The sequence below is a fragment of the Enterobacter sp. ENT03 genome, assembly GCF_019218745.1.
Taxonomy (GTDB): domain Bacteria; phylum Pseudomonadota; class Gammaproteobacteria; order Enterobacterales; family Enterobacteriaceae; genus Enterobacter_D.
In genome coordinates this window covers 1-25,722 of sequence record NZ_JAHUXA010000011.1, presented here as the reverse complement: position 1 = coordinate 25,722, position 25,722 = coordinate 1, and the positions used below count along the sequence as shown (strand labels likewise).

At 52.0% G+C, this 25,722-nt stretch carries 26 protein-coding genes and 2 pseudogenes; 14 read left to right on the top strand and 14 right to left on the bottom strand.

The window, feature by feature from the left end; genetic code table 11:
- The first annotated feature begins 40 nt into the window (after nucleotides 1–40).
- Nucleotides 41–508, top strand: coding sequence for a DUF4756 family protein (locus KW828_RS14395; protein WP_156866242.1), 468 nt, complete (start codon nucleotides 41–43; stop codon nucleotides 506–508).
- A 48-nt stretch (nucleotides 509–556) separates the two neighbouring features.
- Here KW828_RS14395 and KW828_RS14390 read toward each other — a convergent pair whose 3' ends face one another.
- The 10 genes from KW828_RS14390 to KW828_RS14345 form a co-directional block, all read right to left on the bottom strand.
- Nucleotides 557–793 (bottom strand): DNA-binding protein, encoded by a 237-nt coding sequence (locus KW828_RS14390; protein WP_218336989.1) that lies wholly within the window; start codon nucleotides 791–793, stop codon nucleotides 557–559.
- A 62-nt stretch (nucleotides 794–855) separates the two neighbouring features.
- The gene (locus tag KW828_RS14385; protein ID WP_218336988.1) at nucleotides 856–1,152 is read right to left on the bottom strand and encodes a hypothetical protein; all 297 of its coding nucleotides are present in this window, start codon (nucleotides 1,150–1,152) and stop codon (nucleotides 856–858) included.
- A gap of 70 nt (nucleotides 1,153–1,222) precedes the next feature.
- Nucleotides 1,223–1,459, bottom strand: a complete 237-nt coding sequence (locus KW828_RS14380) for a hypothetical protein (protein WP_163334754.1) — start codon at nucleotides 1,457–1,459, stop codon at nucleotides 1,223–1,225.
- 65 nt (nucleotides 1,460–1,524) lie between these two features.
- Entirely contained in the window at nucleotides 1,525–1,842 is a 318-nt protein-coding gene (locus KW828_RS14375) for a hypothetical protein (protein WP_038424694.1), read from the bottom strand.
- A gap of 139 nt (nucleotides 1,843–1,981) precedes the next feature.
- Entirely contained in the window at nucleotides 1,982–2,200 is a 219-nt protein-coding gene (locus KW828_RS14370; RefSeq protein ID WP_112548291.1) for an AlpA family transcriptional regulator, read from the bottom strand.
- A gap of 278 nt (nucleotides 2,201–2,478) precedes the next feature.
- Complete coding sequence (locus KW828_RS14365) at nucleotides 2,479–3,339, bottom strand: DUF6387 family protein (protein ID WP_218336987.1); 861 nt, start codon at nucleotides 3,337–3,339, stop codon at nucleotides 2,479–2,481.
- 363 nt (nucleotides 3,340–3,702) lie between these two features.
- On the bottom strand, nucleotides 3,703–4,206 hold the full coding sequence (locus KW828_RS14360) for a GNAT family N-acetyltransferase (RefSeq protein ID WP_218336986.1): 504 nt from the start codon (nucleotides 4,204–4,206) through the stop codon (nucleotides 3,703–3,705).
- Nucleotides 4,203–4,496 carry a DUF1778 domain-containing protein gene (locus tag KW828_RS14355; RefSeq protein ID WP_218336985.1) on the bottom strand — a complete coding sequence of 98 codons (294 nt, stop codon included), beginning with the start codon at nucleotides 4,494–4,496 and terminating at the stop codon, nucleotides 4,203–4,205. Before KW828_RS14355 ends, KW828_RS14360 begins: the two co-directional genes overlap by 4 nt.
- A 144-nt stretch (nucleotides 4,497–4,640) precedes the next feature.
- Nucleotides 4,641–5,075 (bottom strand): hypothetical protein, encoded by a 435-nt coding sequence (locus KW828_RS14350; RefSeq protein WP_218336984.1) that lies wholly within the window; start codon nucleotides 5,073–5,075, stop codon nucleotides 4,641–4,643.
- A 208-nt stretch (nucleotides 5,076–5,283) separates the two neighbouring features.
- The gene (locus KW828_RS14345; RefSeq protein WP_371316128.1) at nucleotides 5,284–6,129 is read right to left on the bottom strand and encodes an alpha/beta hydrolase; all 846 of its coding nucleotides are present in this window, start codon (nucleotides 6,127–6,129) and stop codon (nucleotides 5,284–5,286) included.
- Nucleotides 6,130–6,333: 204 nt separating this feature from the next.
- On the opposite strand from KW828_RS14345, the gene KW828_RS14340 reads away from it, so the two are divergent.
- From KW828_RS14340 to KW828_RS21935, 3 genes and pseudogenes are all read left to right on the top strand, one after another.
- Complete coding sequence (locus KW828_RS14340) at nucleotides 6,334–9,069, top strand: autotransporter outer membrane beta-barrel domain-containing protein (RefSeq protein WP_218336982.1); 2,736 nt, start codon at nucleotides 6,334–6,336, stop codon at nucleotides 9,067–9,069.
- A 96-nt stretch (nucleotides 9,070–9,165) separates the two neighbouring features.
- A complete protein-coding gene (locus tag KW828_RS14335; protein ID WP_218336981.1) occupies nucleotides 9,166–9,780 on the top strand; it encodes a DUF2238 domain-containing protein in 615 nt (204 codons plus the stop codon).
- Nucleotides 9,781–9,798: 18 nt separating this feature from the next.
- A pseudogene (locus KW828_RS21935) lies at nucleotides 9,799–9,906 on the top strand (nickel transporter); the annotation flags it as partial.
- 39 nt (nucleotides 9,907–9,945) lie between these two features.
- On the opposite strand, the gene proP reads toward KW828_RS21935, so the two are convergent.
- The gene (gene proP, locus KW828_RS14330; RefSeq protein WP_088220496.1) at nucleotides 9,946–11,448 is read right to left on the bottom strand and encodes a glycine betaine/L-proline transporter ProP; all 1,503 of its coding nucleotides are present in this window, start codon (nucleotides 11,446–11,448) and stop codon (nucleotides 9,946–9,948) included.
- A 620-nt stretch (nucleotides 11,449–12,068) separates the two neighbouring features.
- Here proP and kdgT point away from each other — a divergent pair.
- Nucleotides 12,069–13,070: a 2-keto-3-deoxygluconate transporter gene (gene kdgT / locus KW828_RS14325; protein ID WP_088220495.1), complete on the top strand. Its 1,002-nt coding sequence runs from the start codon at nucleotides 12,069–12,071 to the stop codon at nucleotides 13,068–13,070.
- A 34-nt stretch (nucleotides 13,071–13,104) separates the two neighbouring features.
- On the opposite strand, the gene KW828_RS14320 is transcribed toward kdgT, so the two are convergent.
- Both KW828_RS14320 and crfC read right to left on the bottom strand, forming a co-directional pair.
- Complete coding sequence (locus KW828_RS14320; protein WP_218336980.1) at nucleotides 13,105–13,989, bottom strand: YjcZ-like family protein; 885 nt, start codon at nucleotides 13,987–13,989, stop codon at nucleotides 13,105–13,107.
- Nucleotides 13,986–16,325 (bottom strand): clamp-binding protein CrfC, encoded by a 2,340-nt coding sequence (gene crfC, locus KW828_RS14315; RefSeq protein WP_218336979.1) that lies wholly within the window; start codon nucleotides 16,323–16,325, stop codon nucleotides 13,986–13,988. The genes KW828_RS14320 and crfC overlap by 4 nt, the downstream gene beginning before the upstream one ends.
- Before the next feature lie 601 nt (nucleotides 16,326–16,926).
- Here crfC and KW828_RS14310 point away from each other — a divergent pair.
- The 3 genes and pseudogenes from KW828_RS14310 to phnH all read left to right on the top strand — a co-directional run bounded on the left by KW828_RS14310 (nucleotide 16,927) and on the right by phnH (nucleotide 18,572).
- Nucleotides 16,927–17,262, top strand: a complete 336-nt coding sequence (locus tag KW828_RS14310) for a zinc ribbon domain-containing protein YjdM (RefSeq protein ID WP_218336978.1) — start codon at nucleotides 16,927–16,929, stop codon at nucleotides 17,260–17,262.
- A 221-nt stretch (nucleotides 17,263–17,483) separates the two neighbouring features.
- Nucleotides 17,484–17,987, top strand: a pseudogene (phnF, locus tag KW828_RS14305) (phosphonate metabolism transcriptional regulator PhnF); the annotation flags it as partial.
- Nucleotides 17,988–18,572, top strand: coding sequence for a phosphonate C-P lyase system protein PhnH (gene phnH / locus KW828_RS14300; RefSeq protein ID WP_218336977.1), 585 nt, complete (start codon nucleotides 17,988–17,990; stop codon nucleotides 18,570–18,572). It begins immediately after the preceding pseudogene.
- A gap of 8 nt (nucleotides 18,573–18,580) precedes the next feature.
- Here the strand turns inward: phnH and rpiB are convergent, their stop codons facing one another.
- Nucleotides 18,581–19,033 (bottom strand): bifunctional allose-6-phosphate isomerase/ribose-5-phosphate isomerase RpiB, encoded by a 453-nt coding sequence (rpiB, locus tag KW828_RS14295; protein WP_218336976.1) that lies wholly within the window; start codon nucleotides 19,031–19,033, stop codon nucleotides 18,581–18,583.
- Between the two features lie 364 nt (nucleotides 19,034–19,397).
- Here rpiB and alsR point away from each other — a divergent pair, with 364 nt between their 5' ends.
- From alsR to alsK, 6 genes are all read left to right on the top strand, one after another.
- Nucleotides 19,398–20,282: a D-allose utilization transcriptional regulator AlsR gene (gene alsR / locus KW828_RS14290; protein WP_218336975.1), complete on the top strand. Its 885-nt coding sequence runs from the start codon at nucleotides 19,398–19,400 to the stop codon at nucleotides 20,280–20,282.
- A gap of 72 nt (nucleotides 20,283–20,354) precedes the next feature.
- The gene (alsB, locus tag KW828_RS14285) at nucleotides 20,355–21,290 is read left to right on the top strand and encodes a D-allose transporter substrate-binding protein (RefSeq protein ID WP_218336974.1); all 936 of its coding nucleotides are present in this window, start codon (nucleotides 20,355–20,357) and stop codon (nucleotides 21,288–21,290) included.
- A gap of 58 nt (nucleotides 21,291–21,348) precedes the next feature.
- Nucleotides 21,349–22,881: a D-allose ABC transporter ATP-binding protein AlsA gene (gene alsA / locus KW828_RS14280; RefSeq protein WP_218336973.1), complete on the top strand. Its 1,533-nt coding sequence runs from the start codon at nucleotides 21,349–21,351 to the stop codon at nucleotides 22,879–22,881.
- Nucleotides 22,860–23,840, top strand: coding sequence for a D-allose ABC transporter permease (alsC, locus tag KW828_RS14275; protein ID WP_218336972.1), 981 nt, complete (start codon nucleotides 22,860–22,862; stop codon nucleotides 23,838–23,840). Before alsA ends, alsC begins: the two co-directional genes overlap by 22 nt.
- A 10-nt stretch (nucleotides 23,841–23,850) precedes the next feature.
- On the top strand, nucleotides 23,851–24,546 hold the full coding sequence (gene alsE / locus KW828_RS14270; protein WP_218336971.1) for a D-allulose 6-phosphate 3-epimerase: 696 nt from the start codon (nucleotides 23,851–23,853) through the stop codon (nucleotides 24,544–24,546).
- Nucleotides 24,530–25,450: an allose kinase gene (gene alsK / locus KW828_RS14265; RefSeq protein WP_218336970.1), complete on the top strand. Its 921-nt coding sequence runs from the start codon at nucleotides 24,530–24,532 to the stop codon at nucleotides 25,448–25,450. Before alsE ends, alsK begins: the two co-directional genes overlap by 17 nt.
- The last annotated feature ends 272 nt before the right edge of the window (nucleotides 25,451–25,722 follow it).

Sequence of the window (25,722 nt, the reverse complement as noted above, 5' to 3'; positions counted from 1 at the left end):
GTAATATAAATATATTCACCATTTTATTTACGAGGTATATATGAGAAAAGTAAAATTAGACAATAATGATTTAATTCAGTATCTGAACACCATCAAAGCATTAAAAAAATATCCAACGATGTCTGAATACAGAGATGAATATCGCAGATTAAGAACCAATGGCTCCCCCTTGATTGAAGCAAAAGAATTTAAATCTGCGCACACTGATCTCCTTAGATTAGACCGAAAGAAAAAATCACTGTTTGAAAAATTTATTGAAGAACTTAATCCTATTAGCCATGCATCGGCTCTTGCATCCAAGAGCCTTGAGAAGGTTCAGGAATCCATGCTCTACAGAAAAACTTTATTAGAAAAAACACCTGATGAACTCTTCGCTCTCGTCATAAAACAGCGTACAGAAGCTGCTCTTGAGTTCCAACGTTCTGTTGAACAGAGTCTTGAACAACTTTCTGGTATATCTTCTGATTTTAATGCATCAGCGACAAAGTGCCGAAAATTTTCCATCTAAAATAAAACTACCATACTGGCAGTATATTACCAATATGGTGGTTTTATTTTATAACTCATGGGGTGATACACGATCACGCTCCATTTTCTTAAGCAACCGTTGTAATCTTTCTGCCCTTAGCTTTTGTGCCTTCTTCTCACCAATCTCGTGATAGCATTCTTCCCGACGCTCCGCAACAACTTTGCGGAACTTCTTCAAAAGCTGTTCCAGTGTTTTGATGTCGGTAGTAGCAGCTTCTGCTTGGATTTTTTTATACATATACATCACATGAAATTCATCAATCATTTTTGGCTCCTGTTTTTATTTACTGTTTTTTAGTTAGCCCCTTGCGGGGCAACTTTTAGAACTCATTTCCTGAATCGTTCTGAATGGCACACCAACACAACAGCAATCTGCTCGAAGTTAACTTCATTAATACTCCCACTATCACCTTCTTGGGTTGTAAATCTCTCAAAGTTATTCTGAATATGGTCAATGATGTTCATAATAAATGGACTCATGAAATCAGGATCATCAAGATAGTCATTAGCGTCTCCATCTCCATTCACTTCCTGAAAAAGCTTCCAGCTTGCCTCCAATGATCTTATAGCAAGATCAAGGAACATCTGTGTAGACTTATTTGTTACTACAGTTTCTTTAGACATAATTAATCCTCATTTTTACATATTTGTTTGACTTATTTTATTTATCCCCGAAATAGGGATAAACAGATAACTACTTTTTATAAACCAGATTAATGATCACTGATCCGTATCTTAAATCCATTTCACTGACAAGCTCGTTATTAACATATCTGTTCAGTGCGTCTGTCAGGTTTTCATCATCCATTACTTCCTCTGCTGAATACCCACATAGCGCAATGAACGTACTGACGCTTGCTTGGATGGTGCAGAATACTTCAGGTGTTTGCTCACATAGCAGACTTACTGATATTGCAATATTATCATTCATTTAAATGTTCCTTTATTGAGTTGATTATTAGCCCCTTGCGGGGCCATATACTGATCACATGACCATTAGTTTGAGTTAAAAATAACGTTATGCATATGTCTCAGATTTACTTTGACCTCATCGAATAAAACATCTCTGAGAGAGCCTGAGCTTTTACACTCCTTAAGAAACTTATTAAATCCTTCCTTACTGTTTTCTATTACCTTGTCAAAAACATCATCCATATATATTCTGTCTTCAACCATTTTAACAAATCTATCGCCCATGTACTCCTGCATATTACTGATATAAAGCTCATAGCAATAAAATGACTTTACAAGGAATAATCTGGTAGGTTCATTGTAAACTTTGATTTCATGGACTTCTGTTATTGCTTTACTCATTTTTATTTCCTTCTTTATTTTTAAGTGAACGTCCCCCTACAGAAATCTGTATGATTTTGGTAAGGGATATTATTTACAACAGTTTTATTTTCTTATGTTTACATAAAACCTCCTTAGATCATTATATAGATAATATTTGTTAAACTGCTTGTTTTCGTGATGTCTGAATAGCTCGTTCAATCCACGCATCCACCTCACTTTCAATAAAGGCGATTGCTCTTACACCTGTTTTTATCTGTGCGGGAAAGCAACCCGCTTTAATAAGCTCATATATCCATGTCTTCCCGAATCCAGTTCTGTTCATTACCTCAGGTAAACGAATGAGCTTGGGATGTTTATCTGTTTTGATTTGAACCATATTTATCTCCTGTGTTGTTCGATGAGATAATTGTATGGGTTTTTCTTGTGATTTAAGAGGGACGTTCGAGAAGAAGTTTTTTACGCAGATTTTTGAAAGAGAAAAAACAGGGTATGTTCAGCTTAGGTGAATATACACGATAAACTTGAAGATGCATGTTTGGTCAGTGACGTGTGCCAAGCCTTGTGGGGACAATGCTGCAAGAGCAACATGCAATTTGAAGTATCACGAGTATATAGGCGATATTTGCATTGCGCAGCACACCGCCTCTTGGAAGATCAGTCCTGACCGGATTGCTCATCCTTACCAAGTTCCTCTCTGATCAGATCCTGAACCTTCCAGTGCCTTCTGTCATCATATCTATATGTAAAATCGACAAAAGACCGATAGTGAGCAAGCTTTGTCAGATATTTTACTGCCAGCGGATGATCTGTTGATTTCACCTTATCAACATCACGGATACCGTCCTTGAACTCATCAGGGTATAAAAAGCTGGTCAGTTGCGGCATACCAATCCTGACCTCTTCATCCTGCGCCCAGAACAGCAAATCCATGATGGGAATGATGTTGTAATCGAGTATTCTCTTAAGGTTGCTGACCCCAAAGCGAAAATCTCTGGCTGGAGGCTCAGGAGCCTGTAGTTGTTCTTTCCACTCAGGAACCATGACCTTCAGGTGATTGATGATTTCTTCGGGTGACGTTTCTGCCAGATTAATTTGAACCAGCATCAGCCCTTCGTTGTTTGCCCCAGCTTCCTTCAGATAATGCGAGACTTCCATATGAGGTAGGGGTTTTCCTTCCGGGTTAACGTATTTATCGAAAGCAGCCACATAACCCGCCATCTCCCATAGCCCTTGGTGTGTTACAGGCTTGACGGCATAGCTGGAAGACAGTCTTTTTTCTGGCCCCCCGAAAACATCACCAAACACGACCTTGCCTTCAATCAGCTCTTCGTAATATTTCTGATGCCTGCGAAGATTTTCAGGTGATAGCTCAGCCCGGTATTGTTCCATACGATAGACGACAATCCTGTTCTCTATCTCTTGGAAAAGCTGTTCTACTGTCAAATTTTGCAGGACGCTGTAGTTTTCAATGTTGAACCATTCATTAACAGCGCTGGCGATCTCCGCTTTGGTCATGTGGCATCTATCCTTCTGGCTTTACTTATCGCTTTGATATGTTATGAGTAAACATATCGGATTTGGTGACGGTAATCTATTGAATAGAGCAGGGAAAAGCAGCGGAACAATCAGTCCAGACTTGAAGATTGCTCAGTGAGGTTTGGCAGGGTATGTTGTCATAACCAATTGAATATAATTGACTTTATTTGAAATCACACTTATAAATTGATGGTACATTTGTTGGTACAGTTAAGGTTATTATGATTATTTTACATTTATTTCATATATTTAATAAAAATTACGATTCCGAGTCCGGCACCACTATTTAGAAGAACCCGCCTATGGCGGGTTTTTTGCTTTTTATACTTCCGTTGATCGCTTTCATTCACCCTTTAGCGTTAAGCTCTCCACTAAATCCCCTAACGTCACCATCATCATCATCGGATCAATCGGCGATGGCTCAAAGCCTGTTCGCAGGTAAAACGCTCTTGCGTCATCGGAGAGTGCATGGACCAACATCCCACGAATACCGATGAGTTCCGCAACCTGAATAACCCTTAATCCTGCATCACGAACCAGCGCCCGCCCCAATCCTTTGCCATGCCATGACTTATCCACTGCCAGACGTCCCAGAACCACTACCGGGATTGGATCGGGCATATTACGCCGGAAGCGTCCGGGTGCATCATGTGTAGCTACCGCACTGGATGCCAGTGAGTAATACGCCTTTACGTCTGCATCTTCGCAACAGACAAAAGTCCGCGATGCACCGGTGAGCTGGTTTTTCATCGCCCGCTGTTTCAGCCAGTTATCCATAGCTTCCACACCGCAACAGAACGCAGACAGTTCGTGTCCGGCGTGGAGTGGCTCAGGGCCAGTGATCATTTTTTCTGCTCCCATGGGGCGGGCGTTTGCATGGTTTTTCGCAGTGCCGCATTCGGAGAAGGAGCCTGATCCAGGCGAATGATAAATTCCTGATACGCTTCAGGGTCGGTCATGATAATGCGCTGTTCAATCAGCGCTTCTTCGGCGGCGGCACGGGCAGCATCAAGGACAAAATCCGTCCGGTTCTTCCCCCTGGCTTTCGCCGCACGATCGATAAGCTCGCGCTCGGCGGGCTTGATACGTAAATTTAGTGTTTCGCGTTTAACAGAAACGCTGCGAGTCGCTGGCATAATGTTTCCTCCGCAAGCTGCCTGAACAGTAATTATACAGCAACTGTAATGTCAATGTCATTACAGCTTACCTGTTCAGCTTCTGCTTGCCCGGCGGCGCAGGCTTGCCGGGCCTACATGAACCCGGCAAGATTTTACGGCTGGCTACGCTTCTGTACCTTTCACCCAACGCGGCGCTTTCATAATGTCGGCGAAATACCACACCAGTTCACACAGCAATCCGGCCAGGGTTTTCTCCATATCCGGCGGCAGCGACTGGCTGTTCAGTACGCGCGTTAACGTCAGGCAGTATTCACACAGCAGGTCAGATTCAGGTTCAAAACGCGGCGGTTCCGCAGGTGGGGTATCCACCGTGAGTTGAAGGACCAGATGTGGCGGAATAACGTCATTGAGGGTGGGTAGCAGCAGCGTCAGACAAGCATTGAGCCGCCCGCACATGGCGAGGCGCAGCGCCGGCTCGTCGCTTTCTATCAGCGCTTCGGCGAAATGCTCGCAGTGATCCGCCAGCACGGTGAAATCCGTGTCTGCGGTGAAGGGAATGGTAAGTAAAGGGAAAAACTGATCGGGAACAGCAACCATAACGGGTCAACTCCTGTGCGATTAAAAAACAATGTCGCCAACAAGAGAATTCAGGAGGTCAATCCCGGCACCTGATTTTGCAGGTGCGGGAAGATGCTACTGCCAGACGCGATCGACGGCAAGCGGAAACAGCAGTACGGATTGCGGCGCGCCTCGCAAAGGCGTTTAAAAAACGATCGCGCTGTTTATCCCGCTAATTCCTTTCCTGCTAATCGCCATTCCCGATACACCCCACCTTCCTCCCCAGCAATTCCGGCCACACCGCTGCCCAGTCTCCGCCGTGATCCATGCCGGGGATCACGACCACCTGTGTACAGCGTGGACCCGTCGCCTGACGAAAACGCACAGCCACAGCGGGCGGAACGGTGCTGTCGCTGGCACCGCTGTAATGGATCTGCGGCAGGTTTTTGAGCGACGGGGCGACATTGATGGCGCTCTGCGCATCCGGCATCGGCGTAACATGATGCAACTCATTCACATAAGCCACATCCAGATTGCCCGCCACCGTGCGCAATGCGCGTACATCCTGCCTGCGGGCCGCCAGCAGCGCGGCGATATTCCCGCCGCCGGAATAACCCACCAGCTCAAACTCCGCCTGCGGATACTGGGTTTTTACCTGGCTTAATGCCGCGTCCATCGCTTCCACTACCGCGGCGGAAAAACGCTGATCGGTCCAGACGCCAGGCTGGCAGGGCGCGGGCAGTGGCGGGCCAATAAACTGACAGGGCCGCGCCAGATAGAGCACATTCGCTGACGGATCCGCCGCTGCCAGTTGCAGGCCCACCGGGTTACGCGGCGTGGGATCGTCAGACGGGCGCGTGCGGTTCACCCAGGCAAAACCATCCCCTTCGATATACACCCGTAAACGGGTCACCGGCGGGGTGATACGTTGCCAGCCACGTAACGGGATCCAGGTTGTAACGAAATCTTTTGCCTCCAGCCCATTTTTTTTTGCAAATGTGCCCGCGCTTTCCCGTCGATCGGAAGTAATACACCCGCTCAACAATAAAATGATGCTAATCAATAACACCCATTGATTATTACGACGATTCATGCACATTTCCCGGACCGCCCGATATTGACTTAAGTTAAATAGTAAAGAAAGCGACATGTCAGCCGATAAATAATTAAGCACCGCTTATTGTTTTTTTAGCAACAAAGTGTGTATTCTGCGCCGGAACCAAATTCAGATTAATCTGAATATTGTTAACACCTGCACATTCTATTTACAAACAGCGCGACACCGCAACGGTACACCATGAACAAATCACGTCTCTGCCAGCAAGGCTCTTTGCTGGTTGCTTTAACCTCCGCGCAAGGACTGCTGGCACCACACGCACTCGCTATTTCGAGTGATTACATCATTAGCACTCAGCAGTCCGATGTGCAGATTGCGAACACCTATAATCAGGTAATTATTACCGATCAGGGCTCTGCCGTTAGCACTACCGGTACTGCACTGGGTGTTATGCAGGGTATTACGGTTGATACGTTGAATAACAACGGCTCAATAACTAACGATGGCTCAAACTTTAGTTCACAGTCTTATGCGCTGGTGAATGAAGGCACTATTGGCACGCTGAATAACGCCGGAACGATCAGTAATAACAATGCTACAAATCACTCATATTATAATTCCGCAGTTTATAATAAGGGTGTTATCGATACCTTACATAACACCGGTACGATTATTACCAGTAACACAAACAATGGCTATGGCTATGACAGCGCCGGGATCAATAACCAGAATTTAATCAATACGCTTAATAATGAAGGTGTTGTCCAGGGCGCGGCTTATGGCATCCTGAATGCCGGGTATATCAAAACGCTGACCAATAGCGGCAACATTACGGGTGCGGTTGTCGGTGTGTATAACCAAAATAATGCGGGTATTAACAATAACGCAAGTAGCGTGATCATTAATAACGGTGAAATCAGTAGCCCCCTCTATGGGATCTACAGCTACAACTATCAAAATAATACCGCCACGCTTAATTTGATTAATAACGGCGCCATCACTGGTGGGAATTATGCGATCTATGCCTCGGGCAATAACGGCTCCGGTATGGTGCTGACCAACAGCGGCGTGATCAAGGGTAACATCCGCTCGGATAACGGCACCTCGCTGGATATTTTCGGCGGCACGGGCAATAACGTGGGCGTGCTGACCGGCACCAACGGCATCGGTAATATTGAGAGCGCCAGCGATGTGTTCTTCCGCTCCGGCGCTCTGCTGCTCAATGACAACATCATGACCAAAGGCACGGTGGTGAACGACGCCGCGAGCCTGCAGGTGAACGCCCCGCTGACAATCAGCGGTGATTACCACCAGAACACTGCCGGTGCGCTGATCCTCGGCGTGGCTGATGACGCCATTGCCACTGGCGATAAAGCCACTGACAGCAGCTATGGTCGCCTGAATGTCACCGGTGCTGCCACGGTTGATGCAGGTTCCAGCATCTCCCTCGCGCGTACAGGCAACACCTATCAGTTTGCACCCGGTCAGCGTTATGTGGTGATCGATGCGAACGCCACTAACACGAACTACAACGCCGAATCACTGAATTACACCGCGGCGGGCTATGACGGCACGGTGAAAGGCTCGACATACACTGACGGTACAAACAGCGCGCTGGTATTGACGCTGAAAACCCCGCCGGTCGTCGTAACGCCGCCAGTCGTGACGCCACCTGTTGAGACACCGCCGGTCGTGGTGACGCCTCCGGTGGTCGTTACGCCGCCGGTGACGACCCCGACCACGCCACCGGTCGTGATCGCCCCGCCGGTTGAAACGCCGCCAGTCATCGTTACGCCGCCTGTGATCGTTACCCCACCAGCGGAACCGCAGCCAGAGGCTCCGGCCTGGGCGACCACGCCTAATGCCACAGCATCGCTGGGCGGTCTGGCAAATTACTCCGGCATCTCCCCACAGCTGCTTGAGCTGTATAACGCCTCGCTGGCCATTGACGGTGAACAGGAAGCGAACCGCGTCGGTGAGCGTCTGTCCACCGGGCAAAGCATCAGCGCCAGCACCGCAACCGGCGTGGCCAATAGTTCAGCGATGTCAGTGGTGGGTAATCACATGGATACCGTTCGCAATCCGCAAACCGCGGGTGCCAGCGGCGTTTCCACCGGTGATGACTACAGCAACTGGATCGTCTGGGGCCAGCCGTTCGGCGGTTATGCCCGTCAGGACAGTACCGACGACGTGAGCGGTTATAGTGCGAAATTCGGCGGGCTGGTCCTCGGTGCCGATCGCGCCCTTGGCGACGCCTGGCGTGTGGGTGCGGCCATGAACTACAGCAATACCTCGGTGCACGGCAAAGATAACCTCAGCGGCAACACCTCCACCGCGGATAACTACGGGGTGATCGGTTATGCAGCTTATACCGGCAATCCGTGGTTCCTGAACCTGTCTGCCGCGGTGAACCGTCAGAACTATGACTCGGTACGTCGCGCAGATTTCACCGGCTTCTCCGGCACGGCGAAGGGCAAATTCAACGGTCAGTCCGTCACGCTGCAAAGTGAAGTCGGTTATCCGCTGACGCTGCCTGCGCAGGTGGTGGTCACGCCGCTGGCCGCGCTGGCTTACAGCTATCAGCATATTGATGACTATAAGGAAAGCGGTGGCAACGGCATGGCGCTGGACGTGGATGCATCGCACTCCAAGTCGGTGATCAGTGATATTGGTGCTCGCGTGCAGAAAACGTTTGATACCCGTCTGGGTGCGCTGACGCCGTTCGCGCAGCTCTCCTGGATCCATCAATACGATAACCGCCGCATGAGCAACCATGCTTCCTACGTGGCGGATACCCTGGGTGAAACCCAGTTCACCACCAAAGGCGCATCACCGGTGAAGGACATGGCAGGGCTGGCAGTTGGCTCTACGCTGTACAGCGCCCATGACCTGACGCTCGAAGCCCGTTACGACGTGCAGGCCAGCGATACTTACCAGGCGCACACCTTCAGCCTGCGTTTAAACAAATCGTTCTGATGTATCCCCAGGGGCCGGCCACGGCCCCTGTTATTTTCAGGTTGTTTCCGCCGCCGTTCCGGTCAATAGTTAAGGTTTTCATTCGGATGAAAACCCATGCCATCCTCACGCTTAAAACTCGCTGCCCTGCTGCTTGCGCTGATTGTTGTCTACACCGGTATTTACGCCGGCGATAAAATTACCTGGCTGATGGAAGTCACGCCGGTGCTGATCCTCGTGCCGCTGCTGTGGGCCACCCATGCGCGTTATCCCCTGACGCCGCTGCTGTATACGCTGATTTTTTTCCACGCCATTATTCTGATGGTCGGGGGTATGTACACTTACGCGAAAGTACCGATTGGCTTTGAGGTGCAGGCGTGGCTGGGACTCAGCCGTAACCCGTATGACAAACTCGGTCACTTTTTCCAGGGGCTGGTGCCTGCGCTGGCGGCGCGGGAGATCCTGGTGCGCGGCGCCTTTGTGCGCGGGCGTAAAATGCTCGGCTTTGTGGTGTGCTGCATTGCGCTGGCGATCAGCGCCATGTATGAGCTGATCGAATGGTGGGCGGCGCTGGCGATGGGCCAGGGCGCAGACGATTTCCTCGGCACCCAGGGCGATCCGTGGGATACCCAGTCAGACATGTTCTGCGCCTTGCTGGGCGCGCTGACCACGGTCTTGCTGCTGGCGCGCTACCATCAGCGCCAGTTAACCCGCTACCTTAACGCGGCGTAACCCCTGCTCTGGTCATCATTGCTGAAAATCGTCGGTGGGATCGCGATTACGCTGTTTGCGGCGGTGCTGTGTTTAACGGTGATACCGGTAAGTGCGAACGGGGATGTTATTGCGGCGGGATGTTGATCATCCGCCCTCTTCCACAGAAGAGGGCGGAAAAAGACGTTACTCGTCTATACGCGGATGCTGCTGCGCCAGACGGGTACGCTTCTCCTGAAGCTCGGCGATCTCTTGATCAATATCTTCGATTTTCTGTTCGATATTATCGTGATGCTCACGCAGGATCTCACGGGCTTCCTGAATGTCCGATGCAGCAGGCGTCGCGCCGCGCAGTGGGCGATTCGCCGTCTCTTTCATAGTAATACCGGTAATGAAACCAATCACCGCTACCACCATCAGATAATAGGCCGGCATCATCAGGTTCTCTGAGCTTTCCACCAGCCACGCGGCCAGCGTTGGCGTCAGACCCGCGATCAACACCGAAATATTAAAGGCACTCGCCAGCGCACTGAAACGGATATGCGTCGGGAACATCGCGGGTAACGATGAGGCCATGACGCCGGTGAAGCAGTTCAGGATCACCGCCAGCATCAGCAGACCAGCAAAAATCAGCCCGATGATATTACTGTTGATCATAATGAACGCCGGGATCGCCAGCGAGAACAGCGCCACGCTGCCCAGAATGATAAACGGACGACGGCCAAAGCGGTCACTCAGCAGGCCCATCACCGGCTGCACAAACAACATACCGATCATGATAGCGATGATAATCAGCACGCCATGATCTTCGGAATAATGCAGGTTATGCGACAGGTAGCTTGGCATATAGGTCAGCAGCATGTAGTAGGTCACGTTGGTGGAGATCACCAGACCAATACAGGCCAGCAGACTGCGCCAGTGCTTGGTCGCAATCTCTTTAAACGAGACTTTCGGCCCGTCCTGCAACCCTTCACGATCGCCCTGCTCCAGCTTATCGACATGCTGCTGGAATGCCGGCGTCTCTTCTAACGCATGACGCAGATACAGACCAATCAGACCCAGCGGCAGCGCCAGGAAGAACGGCAGACGCCAGCCCCAGTCGAGGAAGTTCTCTTCACCAATTACCGTTGAGATCAGCACCACTACGCCCGCGCCGAGCACAAAACCGGCAATAGAACCGAAGTCCAGCCAGCTGCCCATAAAGCCACGCTTACGGTCAGGGGAGTACTCCGCCACAAAGATCGACGCCCCGGTGTACTCGCCACCGACCGAGAACCCCTGCGCCATTTTACACAGCAGCAGCAGGATCGGCGCCCAGATACCTATAGAGGCATAAGACGGGATCAGACCTATACAGAAGGTACTGACGGACATGATGACAATCGTCATGGCGAGTATTTTCTGACGGCCATACTTATCGCCTAACATGCCGAAGAACAATCCGCCCAGCGGGCGAATAAGGAAGGGAACAGAGAAGGTCGCCAGCGCAGCAATCATCTGTACGCTGGGGTTGGCATCCGGGAAGAAGACCTTACCGAGCGCATACGCAACAAACCCATAAACACCGAAATCAAACCACTCCATCGCATTACCCAGCGATGCGGCGGTGATCGCTTTGCGAAGTTTCCCATCATCAATAATGGTCACGTCACCCAGCGTAATTGGCTTTACTTTTTTCCTTTTTAACATCCTTTATCCTCATGGACTTTGCCCTGAACGCACAGCCAACGAAAGCGTAAAAACGGTCGTCATTACACTGCGCATTAAATGGTTGTCGGGTGGTTGCGTTCTTATATATCAAGCGTAGCAGGTTTGGTTACGTAAGCTGGCTAAAGTCTGGACAGCCAAACCTGTTGACGCCTGTTCGGGCAGTTAATGACCTCGTAACCCTAACAGGGTTTAAAACGGTGATCAACTTCACACATATTTACCAATTGCTGACAAATCCCCATTTTTTCTGGGATTAAGGTGATCCTCAAACCTCTTTCTTCCCTGCCAAACAACACCTTCTTTTTACATCTCATTTACAGGCTTTTTAATATCTGGAGCCATTAAGAAACTTTACGTGAAATATGTGATCTACATAACTAAAACACTGTTTCGTTTTCATTGAATCAATATTCCGATGATCGCATGATAGCGCCAGGCACACGTTAAGAGGAAAGCACTGGCGGCACCTGTCGGCATATAACGCGATCCCCGCGATGAGCACAAACCGGCTCATCAGCGAATTATCTTATTGAATTTATTAATTTTACATTTTTTAGCTTCTCTGCCGTGCATGGCGCGATGAAGCGTGAGGATCATCAATGAAAATCAAGGCCACGATCGAACGCATCCCCGGCGGGATGATGCTGGTTCCCCTGCTGCTGGGTGCCATTTTAAATACCCTGGCACCGGATACCGGTGCTTATTTTGGTTCATTCACTAAAGGAATGATTACCGGTACCGTACCTATTCTGGCGGTGTGGTTCTTTTGTATTGGCGCTTCCATTGATTTACGCGCCACCGGCACGGTATTGCGCAAATCCGGTACGTTAGTGCTCACAAAAATTGCCGTCGCATGGATTGTGGCAATGATTGCCGCCACCTTTATTCCGGAACACGGCATTGAAGCGGGCTTCTTTGCCGGGCTGTCGGTACTGGCTATCGTCTCGGCGATGGACATGACCAACGGCGGGCTGTACGCCAGCCTGATGAACCAGTACGGCACCAAAGAAGAGTCTGGCGCTTTCGTGTTGATGTCGCTGGAATCCGGTCCGCTGATGACCATGGTGATCCTCGGTTCTGCCGGTCTGGCCTCGTTTGAACCGCATCATTTCATTGGCGCGGTCCTGCCGTTCCTGATTGGTTTTGCCCTCGGCAACCTTGATCACGATTTCCGTGCGTTCTTCAGCAAAGCCACTCCGGTGCTGATCCCCTTCTTCGGCTTCGCGCTGGGTAACACCATCAACCTGAATGTGATCATGAATACGGGCCTGCTGGGGATCTTCCTGGGCGTGGCGGTCATTATCATTACCGGTATTCCGCTTATCCTGGCAGACCGCTGGATTGGCGGGGGTAACGGTACGGCGGGGGTAGCAGCGTCATCAGCAGCAGGTGCGGCGGTGGCAAACCCGGTGATTATCGCGCAGATTAACCCGGCATTCGAACCGGTTGCGGCATCGGCCACGGCGCTGGTGGCAGCCAGTGTGATTGTGACGGCGATTCTGGTGCCGATCATTACGGCGCTGTATGCGAAGCGTTATGGTAATCCGCAGCAGTCGGCAGCGGTTGAGCAGGAAAAAGCGGCGGAGTCGTTGCATCACTAACGTATTCTTCCCCTCTCGCCTGGCGGGAGGGGAATTACATACCCTCGCTAAACACTTCTTCCACCAGCGCCGTTGCCAGGCGCGTTGCAGAACAGAGTCGCGGCATACCCAGCGCCACCGTTTGCCAGTTTTGCGTCACCGACCAGCACACCGGATGACGATCGGCATCGCACCAGTCCCCCATCCAGCCCAGCAGATCTTTATTGTCCATCAGACCCGGCGTGGACGGCGTGGTTAACCATTGATGATAGAAATGACGGGTCGCCGGCGATGCGCCAATCCCCTGCGCCATAAAGTCGGCGGCCATAATACGCAGATTGTCTTTCAGCAGACTGGAGACTTCCGGGCGGGTCAAACGACAGGCATCGCCAAACGGCCCCCAGCGCAGCTCTTCCAGCGCGATGAAACAGCGCCCGGCCAGCGACCAGCCGTCATATTTTCCGGCGCGCCAGCGGGTAAAAATCTGCTCACTGTGTAATCCGGCCTGCACCATCAGCCCGCGCTGGGTCAGGGCTTTTTCTTTCGAGGCGGCACGCAGACTGAAATGCGCCAGCAGATCGTCATACTGTTTTTGCAGCGCGGCAGTCAGCCCCGGACGGCGTTCGACGTTTTGTTGCAACACCGTCAGCCGCTGGGTGATGCGCGCCAGCGCCAGCTGGCCCGGATCAAACATGCTGGCGAGTTTCTCCACCAGCCCGAGACGTAGCGCGTCGTTCTCATGGTACATGCCGGACATCGCCCACGGACGCAGTTGCGTCTGGGTCATGATCTCCTGCGTCAGCCGCTCGCGGAAGACCTGCTGCTGCGGCACGATCTGCGCATGACGAGGGGCATCAATGCCCTGTACCAGATCGACAATAAATTTTGGCTGGATGCACTCCAGCGTCTGCCCGGGTCCGTCAAGAAGTCGGTTTTTCATGGTTGATCTGCCGCAAACAGGGTTTGAATATCATCGCGCAGCAGACGAGCATCTTCGTGGATCCAGTTCGCTGTGGTGATGCATTGCCGGAGGTGCTGACGCAGCGCCATCGTGGTCGATTCATTCTGCTGGCGAATAGCCAGGCTGTCACGCAGGCTTTCCTGTAATCCTGACAAACTGTGAGAAAACTCAGCAAAAAAGGTCGCCATCCCGGCGCTCACAGAGACATCCACCTGCGCCGCCAGCGCTTTACGGATCTGCGCGCAAAAATGTGCCACGTGATTCACTAAGTTCTGATGCAGCGAGGCGACGTCAATCACGTAGCGGGTGCGGGTGACGACAAAATCATTCCAGCCCCAGCCGGGATTGTTCAGCCAGCGCGACATGCTGTCACGCACGCCGCTGACCCGCGACTGCCCGGCGGGAATATCTTCGGTGGCGATAGCATCGACGAACAGCTGCCGGGTGTTGAAGTTCAGCGTACTGGCCTGAAACGCCGGTAAACTGATGCGGGCGCGAAAACCGGCGTGGCTCAGTTCTTCTTTTATACGGGTTTCAATCGGGCGCATCGCATCGTTTAATGCGCGCGTCAGGGTGTACTCGAGCTGATCGAAACGCTGGGCCAGCTCCCGGCTGATGCGATCCTGCGCCGCCAGCAAAATCACCTCGCAGGCCGAGCGGATTTTGCTTAATGCCACCTGCGCCTGGCTTTCATCGTCCAGCACCAGTTTGCCGACGCCAAACTCCTCGTCGGCATCGATAAGCCCCGCCTCGGCTGAGCGAGTGCTGTTGATAAAATAGTGGTCGATCTCGCTGATAATCGTCGTCTGCTCGGCATTGATGAACAGATCGGCGGCGGCCAGCGCGTCCTCCACTTCATGATTCACTTCGTCGCTGACCTGCTCCTGGCAAGCGTGCAGTAGCCGGGTGTCCTCTTCCAGCCGGGCGATGTTCTGCTCCAGCTTTTCCAGCGCCACGGTCAGCCCCTGATAGCGAAAATCCAGGTACTCGCGGGCGCTCTGGGCATAATTGAGCAGCTTGTGTGAAGCGGAACGCAGCGCGTACAGCGAGGCATTGGCATGGGCGGCGTGCAGCAATTTGTGGATCGGCTGTTCAAACAGCGAGTCTTCCCACAGCAGCTCGGCGGCGTGCTGAATATGCGCACTGTCATCCAGGTCGGTCAGCCGCCAGCGGCGACCGAGGGCCGCTTCGGCGAAGTCCTGTACCCAGCGTTGTTCTTCAGGATCGGGCAGTTTGCCGCGATGAGTCAGCTCATGCCGCGCGCGGTTGGCCAGATACCCCCACATTGAGGAAACCGGGAAAATCTGCGTCGGTGAAATCTGCCCTTTCATCAGCGTACCGGCGATCAACGTTCGCACCTGATCGGCATCATCGCTGTTGCGATCTTTCTGATCGAACTTATTCACCAGCGCAAACAGCGGCACCGACTTGCCGACAGCAGCAATCGCCTGACGCACTTCTTCATCGGAAATGGACTTTAACTGGGTGTAATCCATCACCGCCAGCACCGCCGAGGCGCGCGCCAGCTGCTCTTTCAGCATCTGCTGCAAATGCGGCTGACCGGCTTCGTTCGGCCCCGGCGTATCCAGCAACGTCAACTGACCCATGTTTTTTTCCAGCCCGGCGAGGTGCACAAACTCCACCTCAATCACCGGAATATGCTCCAGCGCGGTATAAGAAGAAAACGGGAAATCGACATCCAGCGCTTTAGAGAGGCGCACCAGATCATTAAGGCTTTTCAGGCAGTGAAAGATCGGCTGCGCGCCCAGATAGTGCTTATCAAAGGCATCGCCCTGCCGGATGCGGTCCAGCAGCGTCTGCATGTCCTTATCAATTTCCAGCTTCTGCGCCAGCTTGTCGCGATCGACGCCAAACAGCCGCATTTGCAACTGCTGGGTCAGCGTATCGATAGGGCCGACGTGGGAAAAATGCAGCACCGGCTCTTTCTGCCCTGGCGTATGGCGGATCAGTGTCGGCAGTGCGGTCATCGGGCGGTTGCGGTTAGGCAACACTTCCGTACCGACGATGGCGTTAATAGTGGTGGATTTACCGGCCTTCATGGTACCGACGATAGCGAGCACCATCTCCAGACGGGTAATTTTGCGCAATTCGTTGCTCAGGGTCGCCTGCTGGGCGTCAATACCACGCGCGCTGAAATGCAAAGGATGAACATTAGAAGCGTTGTTAATATCGGTAATCAGTGCATCATCAAGCGGTGCCACGGGCATCGTTTTTAACGAATGAAGATTATGCAGGGAAAGCTGCAACAACCTTTCTGCTTCCTGGCTTAATTCGAAAATTGTCTGTGTGTGCATGATAAAAGTCTTTCCTTAACGCAAATTTTTATAACTTTTATTTAGCCGAGCGGTTTGTTTAATGTAGTGTCGGCTTTTTTAATTACGCGTGGAAAAATATCTGAAAAAAGATAACTACCTGACAAGACTCAGTATAAAAATTCTAATTTATGAAGCAGATCAGCGAGTTACTTTATGTCTCACAGAAACTAAAGTGACAGCGCGTAGACCCGTTTTGAGAATAACCAGGATATATCTTCATTTATTTACCCACCCAAATTGAGAGGTAATGCGCCGACTTCGACAGAAGACAGAGCGGGTGCCGAAAGCTGCTTTTTAATAACGCCGGATGCGTGATCTCACCATATATGAATTGGTTCTGAGTGGCAATTTCCGCCTGACAATAATGAAAATTAGCCGCTATACATGCATCCGTACACCTCACTTGTTAAGCATGGCTTAACTGCCTGACAGGGTGTGTCAACTGGGTCACTTTTAGTGAAAAAAGAATAGCACCGACAAGAGTAAGGATTTGGTGTACAATCTTCGACCTTTTTGGCAGCCTGCCATTTTTCGGTGGACGGACTTCCACCCCCATTAGCCTTCTTATTGAGGAAACATCATGCAACTTCCCCACTGCCCAAAATGCAATTCTGAATACACCTATGAAGACAACGGCATGTATATCTGCCCGGAATGCGCGAACGAGTGGAACGACGCCAGCGCATCTGATGACAGCGACACGCTGATCGTTAAAGATGCTAACGGCAATCTGCTGGCCGATGGCGACAGCGTGACGGTCGTGAAAGACCTGAAAGTGAAAGGCAGTTCTTCAATGCTGAAAATCGGCACTAAAGTGAAGAACATCCGTCTGGTGGAAGGCGATCATAATATTGACTGCAAAATCGACGGCTTTGGCCCGATGAAACTGAAATCTGAGTTCGTGAAAAAGAACTGATCCCCGGCGGCGGGAGAGACTGCGACTCCCGCCCGCACCTTCCCGTCTGCCAGCTTCATTATTCCGTCATCTCCCGTTAACCGAAACGTCACACTTCCTTGCCACTCTGACAGCATCACGTGCGCTGTTGCGGAATCAAGGCGCGCGTATTTTGCGTAAGCCCTGCATCCGGAGCGTTGATGATGATGACCATGTCCAACCCGACCCACGGCACGACACGTTTGCTGATACGTCCGTTCGACTACCCGCTGAACGCCCAGGCGCGTTTTAGTCAGAATCTGCTCGATCAGGGCAGCCATCCGACCAGCGAAAAGCTGCTGGCGGTGTTGCGCCCGGCCTCTGACCATATCGCGCAAGCGCTTGGCATTAAGGAGGGCGAGAACGTGATCCACCTGCGCACGCTGCGCCGGGTCAATGGCACCCCGCTGTGCCTTATCGATCACTATTTTGCCGATCTGGCCCTGTGGCCGACGCTGCAAACCTTCTCCAGCGGCTCGCTGCATGATTTTTTGCAGGCAAAACTTGGCCTGACGCTCACCCGCATCCGGACGCGGATCAGCGCCCGCCAGGCCAAAGCGAAAGAGAGCAACCTGCTGGAAATCCCTAACATGGCGCCGTTGCTGTGTGTACGGACCCATAATCACCGTGCCGGCGAAGAAAACGCGACGGAGTACTCCGTGAGTCTCAACCGCGCCGACATGATCGAATTCACTATGGAGCACTGAATGCCTTCCACGACTACCCTGAATAATCACGTGCAGGACGCGCAGCACAGTTTTCGTCGTTTATTAAAAGCCATGAGTGAGCCGGGCGTCATCGTCGCCCTGCACCAATTGAAGCATGGCTGGCAGCCCCTCAATCTGGCAACCAACAGCGCCCTGCTGACGCTGGCCGATCCCGACACCCCGGTGTGGCTGTCAGCCCCGCTGCATAACGATTTCGTGATCCAGAACCTGCGCCTGCATACCCGTGCGGCACTGACAGAACAGCCCCAGTTAGCCACGCTGGCGCTGGCGGATGACGCCCTCAGCGCCACCGAACTGGACGCTCTTTTCGCCGCTGCCGCCGCGCAACCTGCCACCCGCATCACGTTGATCGTTCAGGTTGCCGGACTCAGCGGTGGCCGTATGCTGCGCCTGACCGGGCAAGGCATTTATGAGGAGCGCATGATCGCGCCGCAACTGCCCGCCTGCATCGTTCATGCGCTGGCCGATCGCCTGCACGCCATCCCGCTGGGCATCGATCTTCTTCTCACCTGCGGCGAACGCCTGCTGGCGCTGCCGCGGGGTACCCAGCTGGAAATGTACTAACCGCCCGCTTAAATCCGTTGCTGCTTTTCCACGGCAGCAATGGCCTCGACGCGGTTCTGGTGGCGGCCGCCTTCAAATTCCGTATCCAGCCAGCAATCAACGATCATTTTTGCCAGTTCCAGTCCCACCACCCGCGAGCCGAATGCCAGAATATTGGTGTTGTTATGGGCTCGCGAAAGCTGCGCGGAGTAAGGTTCGCTGCACACCACGGCACGAATGCCGGGATATTTATTGGCCGTAATAGAAATCCCCACCCCCGTACCACACATTAGAATGCCGCCGTCTGCCTCTCCCCTCAGCACAGCTTCAGCCACCGCGCTGGCAAAACGTGGATAATCCGTGCGTTCCGTTGACCAGGTGCCTTTATCCATCACCGCAATGCCCCGCCCTGCAAGGTGCGCCGCTATCTCCGCTTTCAGGATAAAGCCCACATGATCACAACCTAATGCTATCACCTTCATCTATATCGCCTTTTAAATGAGCAAACTTTACGGTCCCGGTGATTTTTGTGATTTTTGACCGGTTAACTGTTGAATAAAACCACAAAAACACCGGGATTAGCCCTGTTCTACACCGCCGAATTTCACAAAGCAATGTCGTTTTTTATCGTACAGCGCACCACCTTCGCCAGAAACCCCGCGCCAAACATTATTAAATGATTGATTTTAAAATATAAAATAGAAAACTAAATTGAGTGTTTTACAAGCATACTTCACCAAACACAAAACTTTATGAATTTAATATTTTTGTGAAGTATCCAGCATATTTCCCGCTCAGGATGTGGTGATATAGTGTCGTCTTCATTGTTATGGACAAGAGAACGCCATGAGTGAGTCAGAGTTTGATCAGGGACGCCCTAACGGCATCGGCATCGCACCCTATCTGCGCATGAAGCAGGAAGGGATGACGGAAAATGAAAGTCGCATCGTGGAATGGTTGCTGACGCCGGGAAATCTTAGTGAAGCCCCGGCGATTAAAGATGTCGCCGAAGCCCTGATGGTATCGGAAGCCATGATTGTAAAGGTTTCAAAGCTGCTCGGTTTCAGTGGCTTTCGTAACCTGCGTAGCACTCTGATTAATTATTTCTCGCAGTCTGAACAGGTGTTGCCCGCTGAATTGTCGTTTGATGAAGCGCCACAGGACGTCGTAAACAAGGTTTTCAATATTACCTTGCGCACCATTATGGAAGGTCAGTCGATAGTTAACGTCGATGAAATCCACCGTGCAGCGCGCTTTTTCTTTAAGGCAAAACAGCGCGATCTGTATGGTGTCGGCGGATCTAACGCCATCTGCGCCGACATCCATCACAAGCTGCTACGCATCGGTGTACGCTGCCATGCTTATCAGGATGCGCACATCATGATGATGTCCGCCGCCTTACTCCAGGAAGGAGATGTCGTGCTGGTCGTGTCGCATTCCGGACGCACCGGCGATTTAAAAGCCGCCGTTGAGCTGGCGAAAAAAAATGGTGCGAAAATTATTTGTATTACGCACAGCTACCATTCGCCGATAGCAAAACTGGCTGATTTCATTATTTGTTCGCCAGCACCAGAGACTCCCTTGCTGGGCAGAAATGCTTCAGCAAGAATATTACAATTAACATTATTAGATGCTTTTTTTGTTTCCGTTGCCCAGCAAGATAGTAAACAGGCAACCTTAAATATGGAAAAGACCGGCGCTATTGTTGATTTTTTCCGCCGTGACCGATGAAGTAAAAAAAATAAGCGGTTGTTCTAACTATACCGGGATCAACCGCATCCCCCCTACTATGAGAACACTGCTATGAATAAACTTCTGAAACTATTCAGCGGCGCCGCCGTAGGTTTAATGATCTCCAGTAGCGCCTTCGCTGCCGCCGACTATGCTGTGGTATTAAAAACATTATCTAATCCGTTCTGGGTGGATATGAAAAAAGGAATTGAAGACGAAGCAAAAAAACAGGGCGTCAGTGTCGATATTTTTGCATCGCCCTCGGAAGGGGATTTCCAGTCGCAATTACAACTCTTCGAAGACCTGAGCAATAAAAAATATAAAGGTATCGCTTTTGCCCCGCTGTCATCGGTAAACCTGGTCATGCCTGTCGCCAGTGCCTGGAAGAAAGGTATTTATCTGGTTAATCTCGATGAAAAAATCGATATGGATAACCTGAAAAAAGCAGGTGGTAACGTTGAAGCTTTCGTCACGACCGATAACGTCGCGGTAGGCGCAAAAGGCGCAGAGTTCATTATCGAAAGGCTGGGGACGGCCGGCGGCGATGTCGCCATTATTGAAGGCAAAGCGGGGAATGCGTCTGGTGAAGCGCGCCGCAATGGCGCCACAGAGGCCTTCAAAAAAGCGAAACAAATTCAGTTGGTTGCCAGCCAGCCCGCCGACTGGGATCGCATTAAAGCCCTGGATGTTGCGACCAACGTGCTGCAACGCAATCCGAACCTGAAAGCCTTTTACTGTGCTAACGACACCATGGCCATGGGCGTGGCGCAAGCCGTCGCCAATGCGGGTAAAACCGGCAAGGTGCTGGTCGTCGGCACCGATGGTATTCCGGAAGCCCGTAAAATGGTGGACAGTGGCCAGATGACGGCCACCGTGGCGCAAAACCCGGCCAACATTGGCGCCACCGGCCTGCAACTGCTGATTGCCGCGGCGAAAACCGGCAAGGTGATCCCGCTGGATAACGCCCCGCAGTTTACGCTGGTCGATTCGATTCTGGTTACGAAGTGATCCGGTAAGTATGCCGGATAACGCTTACGCTTATCCGGCCTGGACAATAAGGTGATTTATGGTCGCGCCATATATATCGATGGCGGGGATCGGCAAATCTTTTGGACCGGTTCACGCATTAAAGTCGGTTGATTTAACTATTTACACCCACGAAATTCATGCGTTACTTGGTGAAAATGGTGCCGGTAAATCTACGCTCATGAAAGTATTATCCGGTATCCATGAGCCGACCCGCGGCACTATTACTGTCAATAATATTAACTATGACAAGCTTGACCATAAACTTGCAGCGAAGCTTGGCATCGGAATTATTTATCAGGAACTGAGCGTCATTGATGAATTAACCGTGCTGGAGAATTTATATATTGGCCGACACCCCACCAAAAGTGTGTGCGGTGTGAATATTATTGACTGGCGTGAAATGCGGGTACGCGCGGCAATGATGTTATTACGTGTCGGTTTAAAAATTGATTTAGACGAAAAGGTAGCCAATCTTTCCATCAGCCATAAACAAATGCTCGAAATCGCTAAAACATTAATGCTTGATGCCAGAGTCATTATTATGGATGAACCTACCTCATCGCTGACCAATAAAGAGGTGGATTATCTTTTTCTGATCATGAATCAGCTGCGCAAAGAAGGCACGGCGATTGTTTATATTTCGCACAAGCTGGCAGAAATTCGCCGTATCTGTGACCGCTACACGGTGATGAAAGACGGCAGTAGCGTAGCCACCGGCCTCGTCAGCGAGGTTTCCGCCGACGACATAGTACGGTTGATGGTGGGGCGAGAACTGCAAAATCGCTTTAACGCCATGAAGGAAAGTACCGGCAACATTGAGCACGATACCGTTTTTGAAGTGAAAAACGTCACCAGCCGCGACAAAAAGCGGGTGCGCGACATCTCGTTTAGCGTCAATCGCGGCGAAATACTCGGGTTTGCGGGGCTGGTGGGATCCGGGCGCACGGAGCTGATGAACTGCTTATTCGGCGTGGATAAACGCGCGGCCGGGCAAATTTATCTTAATGGTAAGGAGATCTCCCCCACATCGCCGCTCGACGCGCTGAAAAAAGGTATGGCTTACATCACCGAAAGCCGCCGGGAGAATGGCTTCTTTCCGAACTTTTCTATTGCGCAGAATATCGCCGTCAGTCACGGCCTGAAACGCGGTGGCTACAAAGGCGCGATGGGGCGGTTTGATGAATCCGAAGAACGAAAAATTGCCGAAGCGCAGCGCGTCATGCTGGGACTGAAATGCCACTCTGTTGACCAGAATATTGGCGAACTGTCCGGCGGCAATCAGCAAAAGGTTCTGATTTCTAAATGGCTGTGCTGCCAGCCGGAAGTGATTATTTTCGATGAGCCAACGCGCGGGATTGACGTGGGTGCCAAAGCTGAAATTTACAAAGTGATGCGTGGGCTGGCCGATCAGGGAAAAGTCATCCTGATGGTGTCATCTGAACTGCCTGAAATTATCGCCGTCTGTGACCGTATCGCCGTGTTCTGCGAAGGGCGATTGACGAAAATCCTGAGCAATCGCGACGACATGAGCGAAGAGGAGATCATGACATGGGCATTACCCCAGGAGTGAAAAGCGACATGAGTGAGAAAAAACCGTTTAATTTCGCCCTTTTCTGGGATAAATACGGCACCTTCTTTATTCTTGCGATCATCGTGGTGATCTTCGGCTCGCTGTCGCCGGAATACTTTCTCACCACCAATAACATCACGCAGATCCTCGTGCAAAGTTCGGTGACGGTGCTGATCGGCATGGGGGAATTCTTTGCCATTCTTGTGGCGGGCATAGACCTGTCGGTGGGGGCGATCCTCGCGCTTTCCGGTATGGTCACCGCCAAACTGATGCTTGCAGGAATTGATCCGATCCTCGCGGCGTTAATTGGCGGCGTGCTGGTCGGCGGCGCGCTGGGGGCGATTAACGGCTGCCTGGTAAACTGGACCGGCTTGCACCCGTTTATTATCACGCTTGGCACCAACGCCATTTTCCGTGGCATCACGCTGGTGATTTCCGACGCCAATTCGGTCTACGGCTTCTCTTTTGATTTTGTGAATTTCTTTGCCGCCAGCGTGATCGGCATACCTGTGCCGGTGATTTTTTCACTTTCGGTGGCGCTGCTGCTGTGGTTCTTAACCACCCGTCTGCGGCTCGGACGCAATATTTACGCCCTCGGTGGCAACAAGAATTCGGCCTATTACTCCGGTATCGACGTCAAGTTTCACATCCTGGTGGTGTTTATTATTTCTGGTATCTGCGCGGGGCTGGCGGGGGTGGTTTCTACCGCGCGTCTCGGTGCTGCCGAACCCCTTGCGGGCATGGGCTTTGAAACCTACGCCATCGCCAGCGCCATCATCGGCGGCACCAGTTTCTTCGGCGGCAAGGGCCGTATCTTCTCAGTCGTTATTGGCGGCCTGATTATCGGCACCATCAATAACGGGCTAAATATCCTTCAGGTACAAACCTACTACCAGCTTGTGGTGATGGGCGGGCTGATTATTGCCGCTGTCGCGCTCGACCGGTTGATTAGCAAGTAAGGAGTCTGCAATGAAAATCTCCCCCTCTTTGATGTGCATGGATCTGTTGAAGTTTAAAGAGCAGATCGAGTTTATAGACAGCCACGCGGACTACTTTCATATCGACATTATGGACGGTCACTTTGTGCCCAATCTGACCCTGTCGCCGTTCTTTGTCAGCCAGGTGAAGAAACTCGCCAGCAAGCCGCTGGACTGTCACCTGATGGTCACCCGCCCGCAGGATCACATCGCCCCCCTGGCTCGCGCCGGAGCGGATTACATCACCTTGCATCCTGAAACCATCAACGGCCAGGCTTTCCGCTTGATCGACGAGATCCGCCGCCTCGGTATGAAAGTCGGGTTGATCCTTAATCCGGAAACCCCGGTGGAGGCGCTGAAATACTATGTCCATAAAGCAGATAAAATCACCGTGATGACGGTTGATCCCGGCTTTGCCGGGCAGCCGTTTATCCCGGAAATGCTGGGTAAAATCGGCGAACTGAAAGCCTGGCGCGAGCGCGAAGGACTGCACTTTGAAATCGAAATCGACGGTTCCTGCAACCAGGCCACCTACGCGCAGTTAATGGCAGCGGGCGCCGATGTCTTTATCGTCGGCACCTCCGGGTTATTTAACCACGCCGATAATATTGCCGACGCCTGGACCCTGATGACCGCCCAGATCATGGCGGCGAAAAACGAGGGCTCCCCTCATGCGCGAACGGCATAACGTCGTGGCGGGAGTGGATATGGGCGCAACCCATATCCGCTTCTGCCTGCAATCAATCAGTGGCAACGTGCTGCACTGCGAGAAGCGCCGCACCGCAGAGGTGATTGCCGATGGCGTGGTGGCTGGCATCGGCGCCCTGCTTACCCAGCAGCTTTATCAGTTTCACGCGCAGTGTCATGGTCTGGTGATGGGTTTTCCGGCACTGGTCGGCAAAGACAAACGCACGATTATTTCCACGCCGAATCTGCCGCTGACCGCCAGCGATGTTAATGGCCTGGCCGGTAAACTCGAAGCCGCGCTCGGTTGCCCGGTGGAATTCTCCCGTGACGTCAATTTGCAACTCTCCTGGGATGTCCAGGTCAACGGTTTGCAGGACAGGGAAGTGCTGGGCGCTTATCTGGGCACCGGAATGGGCTTTGCGATCTGGCTTAACGGCGCGCCGTGGACTGGCGCACACGGTGTTGCGGGTGAACTGGGCCATATTCCGCAGGGAGACCGGCTGTTACGCTGCGGTTGCGGCAACGCAGGCTGTCTGGAAACGGTCTGCTCCGGCCTCGCGTTAACACGCTGGTACGAACAACAGCCGCGGGACTACGACATAGGCGATCTCTTTATCCATGCCAGCGATGCGCCGTTTACCCAGGCATTACTGGAGCATGCCGCACGGGCTATCGCCACCACGATTAATCTGTTCGATCCCGATGCGGTGATGCTGGGCGGCGGCGTGATGGACATGGCCGCCTTCCCGCGTGACGCGCTGATTGCGGCAACGCGCGCCCATCTTCGCCGTCCGTTACCGCACGATGCCGTGCGATTTATTGCCGCTTCTTCATCGGCATTTAACGGCGCGCAGGGCGCAGCGGCGCTGGCGCTCAAACGGTTTGCGCCCACCGTAACCCTGTAGGCCCGGCACGCGCAATGTCCGCGGTAGTGACCTGTAACGGGCGTGAAGCACGCCGCAAGCGTGGGTGCTGATCCCGGTGAACAGAGCACTGGCCTTTATAAGGGCCGAACGGTGAAATAAGGATTTATTGCCGGGTGGCGGCTTACGCCTTACCCGGCCTTGTATTATGCTTCCCGTGCACAAAGAACCGGCCGGTTCTTTCTGCCATGCAGTCCACATGCCGTACCCGGCCTCAGGCTTGCAGCCTGTGACGTAGATTTATGCAGTGGACT

Excerpts from the sequence above, each read along its gene's own strand:
- KW828_RS14310 (WP_218336978.1), top strand. The coding sequence starts at position 16,927 with ATGCAACTTCCCCACTGCCCAAAATGCAATTCTGAATACACCTATGAA.
- KW828_RS14320 (WP_218336980.1), bottom strand. The coding sequence starts at position 13,989 with ATGAAAAACCGACTTCTTGACGGACCCGGGCAGACGCTGGAGTGCATC.
- alsB (WP_218336974.1), top strand. The coding sequence starts at position 20,355 with ATGAATAAACTTCTGAAACTATTCAGCGGCGCCGCCGTAGGTTTAATG.
- rpiB (WP_218336976.1), bottom strand. The coding sequence starts at position 19,033 with ATGAAGGTGATAGCATTAGGTTGTGATCATGTGGGCTTTATCCTGAAA.
- KW828_RS14345 (WP_371316128.1), bottom strand. The coding sequence starts at position 6,129 with ATGAATCGTCGTAATAATCAATGGGTGTTATTGATTAGCATCATTTTA.
- alsK (WP_218336970.1), top strand. The coding sequence starts at position 24,530 with ATGCGCGAACGGCATAACGTCGTGGCGGGAGTGGATATGGGCGCAACC.
- KW828_RS14355 (WP_218336985.1), bottom strand. The coding sequence starts at position 4,496 with ATGCCAGCGACTCGCAGCGTTTCTGTTAAACGCGAAACACTAAATTTA.
- KW828_RS14375 (WP_038424694.1), bottom strand. The coding sequence starts at position 1,842 with ATGAGTAAAGCAATAACAGAAGTCCATGAAATCAAAGTTTACAATGAA.
- alsR (WP_218336975.1), top strand. The coding sequence starts at position 19,398 with ATGAGTGAGTCAGAGTTTGATCAGGGACGCCCTAACGGCATCGGCATC.
- crfC (WP_218336979.1), bottom strand. The coding sequence starts at position 16,325 with ATGCACACACAGACAATTTTCGAATTAAGCCAGGAAGCAGAAAGGTTG.
- KW828_RS14385 (WP_218336988.1), bottom strand. The coding sequence starts at position 1,152 with ATGTCTAAAGAAACTGTAGTAACAAATAAGTCTACACAGATGTTCCTT.
- KW828_RS14390 (WP_218336989.1), bottom strand. The coding sequence starts at position 793 with ATGATTGATGAATTTCATGTGATGTATATGTATAAAAAAATCCAAGCA.
- alsE (WP_218336971.1), top strand. The coding sequence starts at position 23,851 with ATGAAAATCTCCCCCTCTTTGATGTGCATGGATCTGTTGAAGTTTAAA.
- kdgT (WP_088220495.1), top strand. The coding sequence starts at position 12,069 with ATGAAAATCAAGGCCACGATCGAACGCATCCCCGGCGGGATGATGCTG.
- alsA (WP_218336973.1), top strand. The coding sequence starts at position 21,349 with ATGGTCGCGCCATATATATCGATGGCGGGGATCGGCAAATCTTTTGGA.
- KW828_RS14370 (WP_112548291.1), bottom strand. The coding sequence starts at position 2,200 with ATGGTTCAAATCAAAACAGATAAACATCCCAAGCTCATTCGTTTACCT.
- proP (WP_088220496.1), bottom strand. The coding sequence starts at position 11,448 with ATGTTAAAAAGGAAAAAAGTAAAGCCAATTACGCTGGGTGACGTGACC.
- KW828_RS14335 (WP_218336981.1), top strand. The coding sequence starts at position 9,166 with ATGCCATCCTCACGCTTAAAACTCGCTGCCCTGCTGCTTGCGCTGATT.
- KW828_RS14340 (WP_218336982.1), top strand. The coding sequence starts at position 6,334 with ATGAACAAATCACGTCTCTGCCAGCAAGGCTCTTTGCTGGTTGCTTTA.
- KW828_RS14380 (WP_163334754.1), bottom strand. The coding sequence starts at position 1,459 with ATGAATGATAATATTGCAATATCAGTAAGTCTGCTATGTGAGCAAACA.
- KW828_RS14395 (WP_156866242.1), top strand. The coding sequence starts at position 41 with ATGAGAAAAGTAAAATTAGACAATAATGATTTAATTCAGTATCTGAAC.
- KW828_RS14350 (WP_218336984.1), bottom strand. The coding sequence starts at position 5,075 with ATGGTTGCTGTTCCCGATCAGTTTTTCCCTTTACTTACCATTCCCTTC.
- KW828_RS14365 (WP_218336987.1), bottom strand. The coding sequence starts at position 3,339 with ATGACCAAAGCGGAGATCGCCAGCGCTGTTAATGAATGGTTCAACATT.
- KW828_RS14360 (WP_218336986.1), bottom strand. The coding sequence starts at position 4,206 with ATGATCACTGGCCCTGAGCCACTCCACGCCGGACACGAACTGTCTGCG.
- phnH (WP_218336977.1), top strand. The coding sequence starts at position 17,988 with ATGCCTTCCACGACTACCCTGAATAATCACGTGCAGGACGCGCAGCAC.
- alsC (WP_218336972.1), top strand. The coding sequence starts at position 22,860 with ATGGGCATTACCCCAGGAGTGAAAAGCGACATGAGTGAGAAAAAACCG.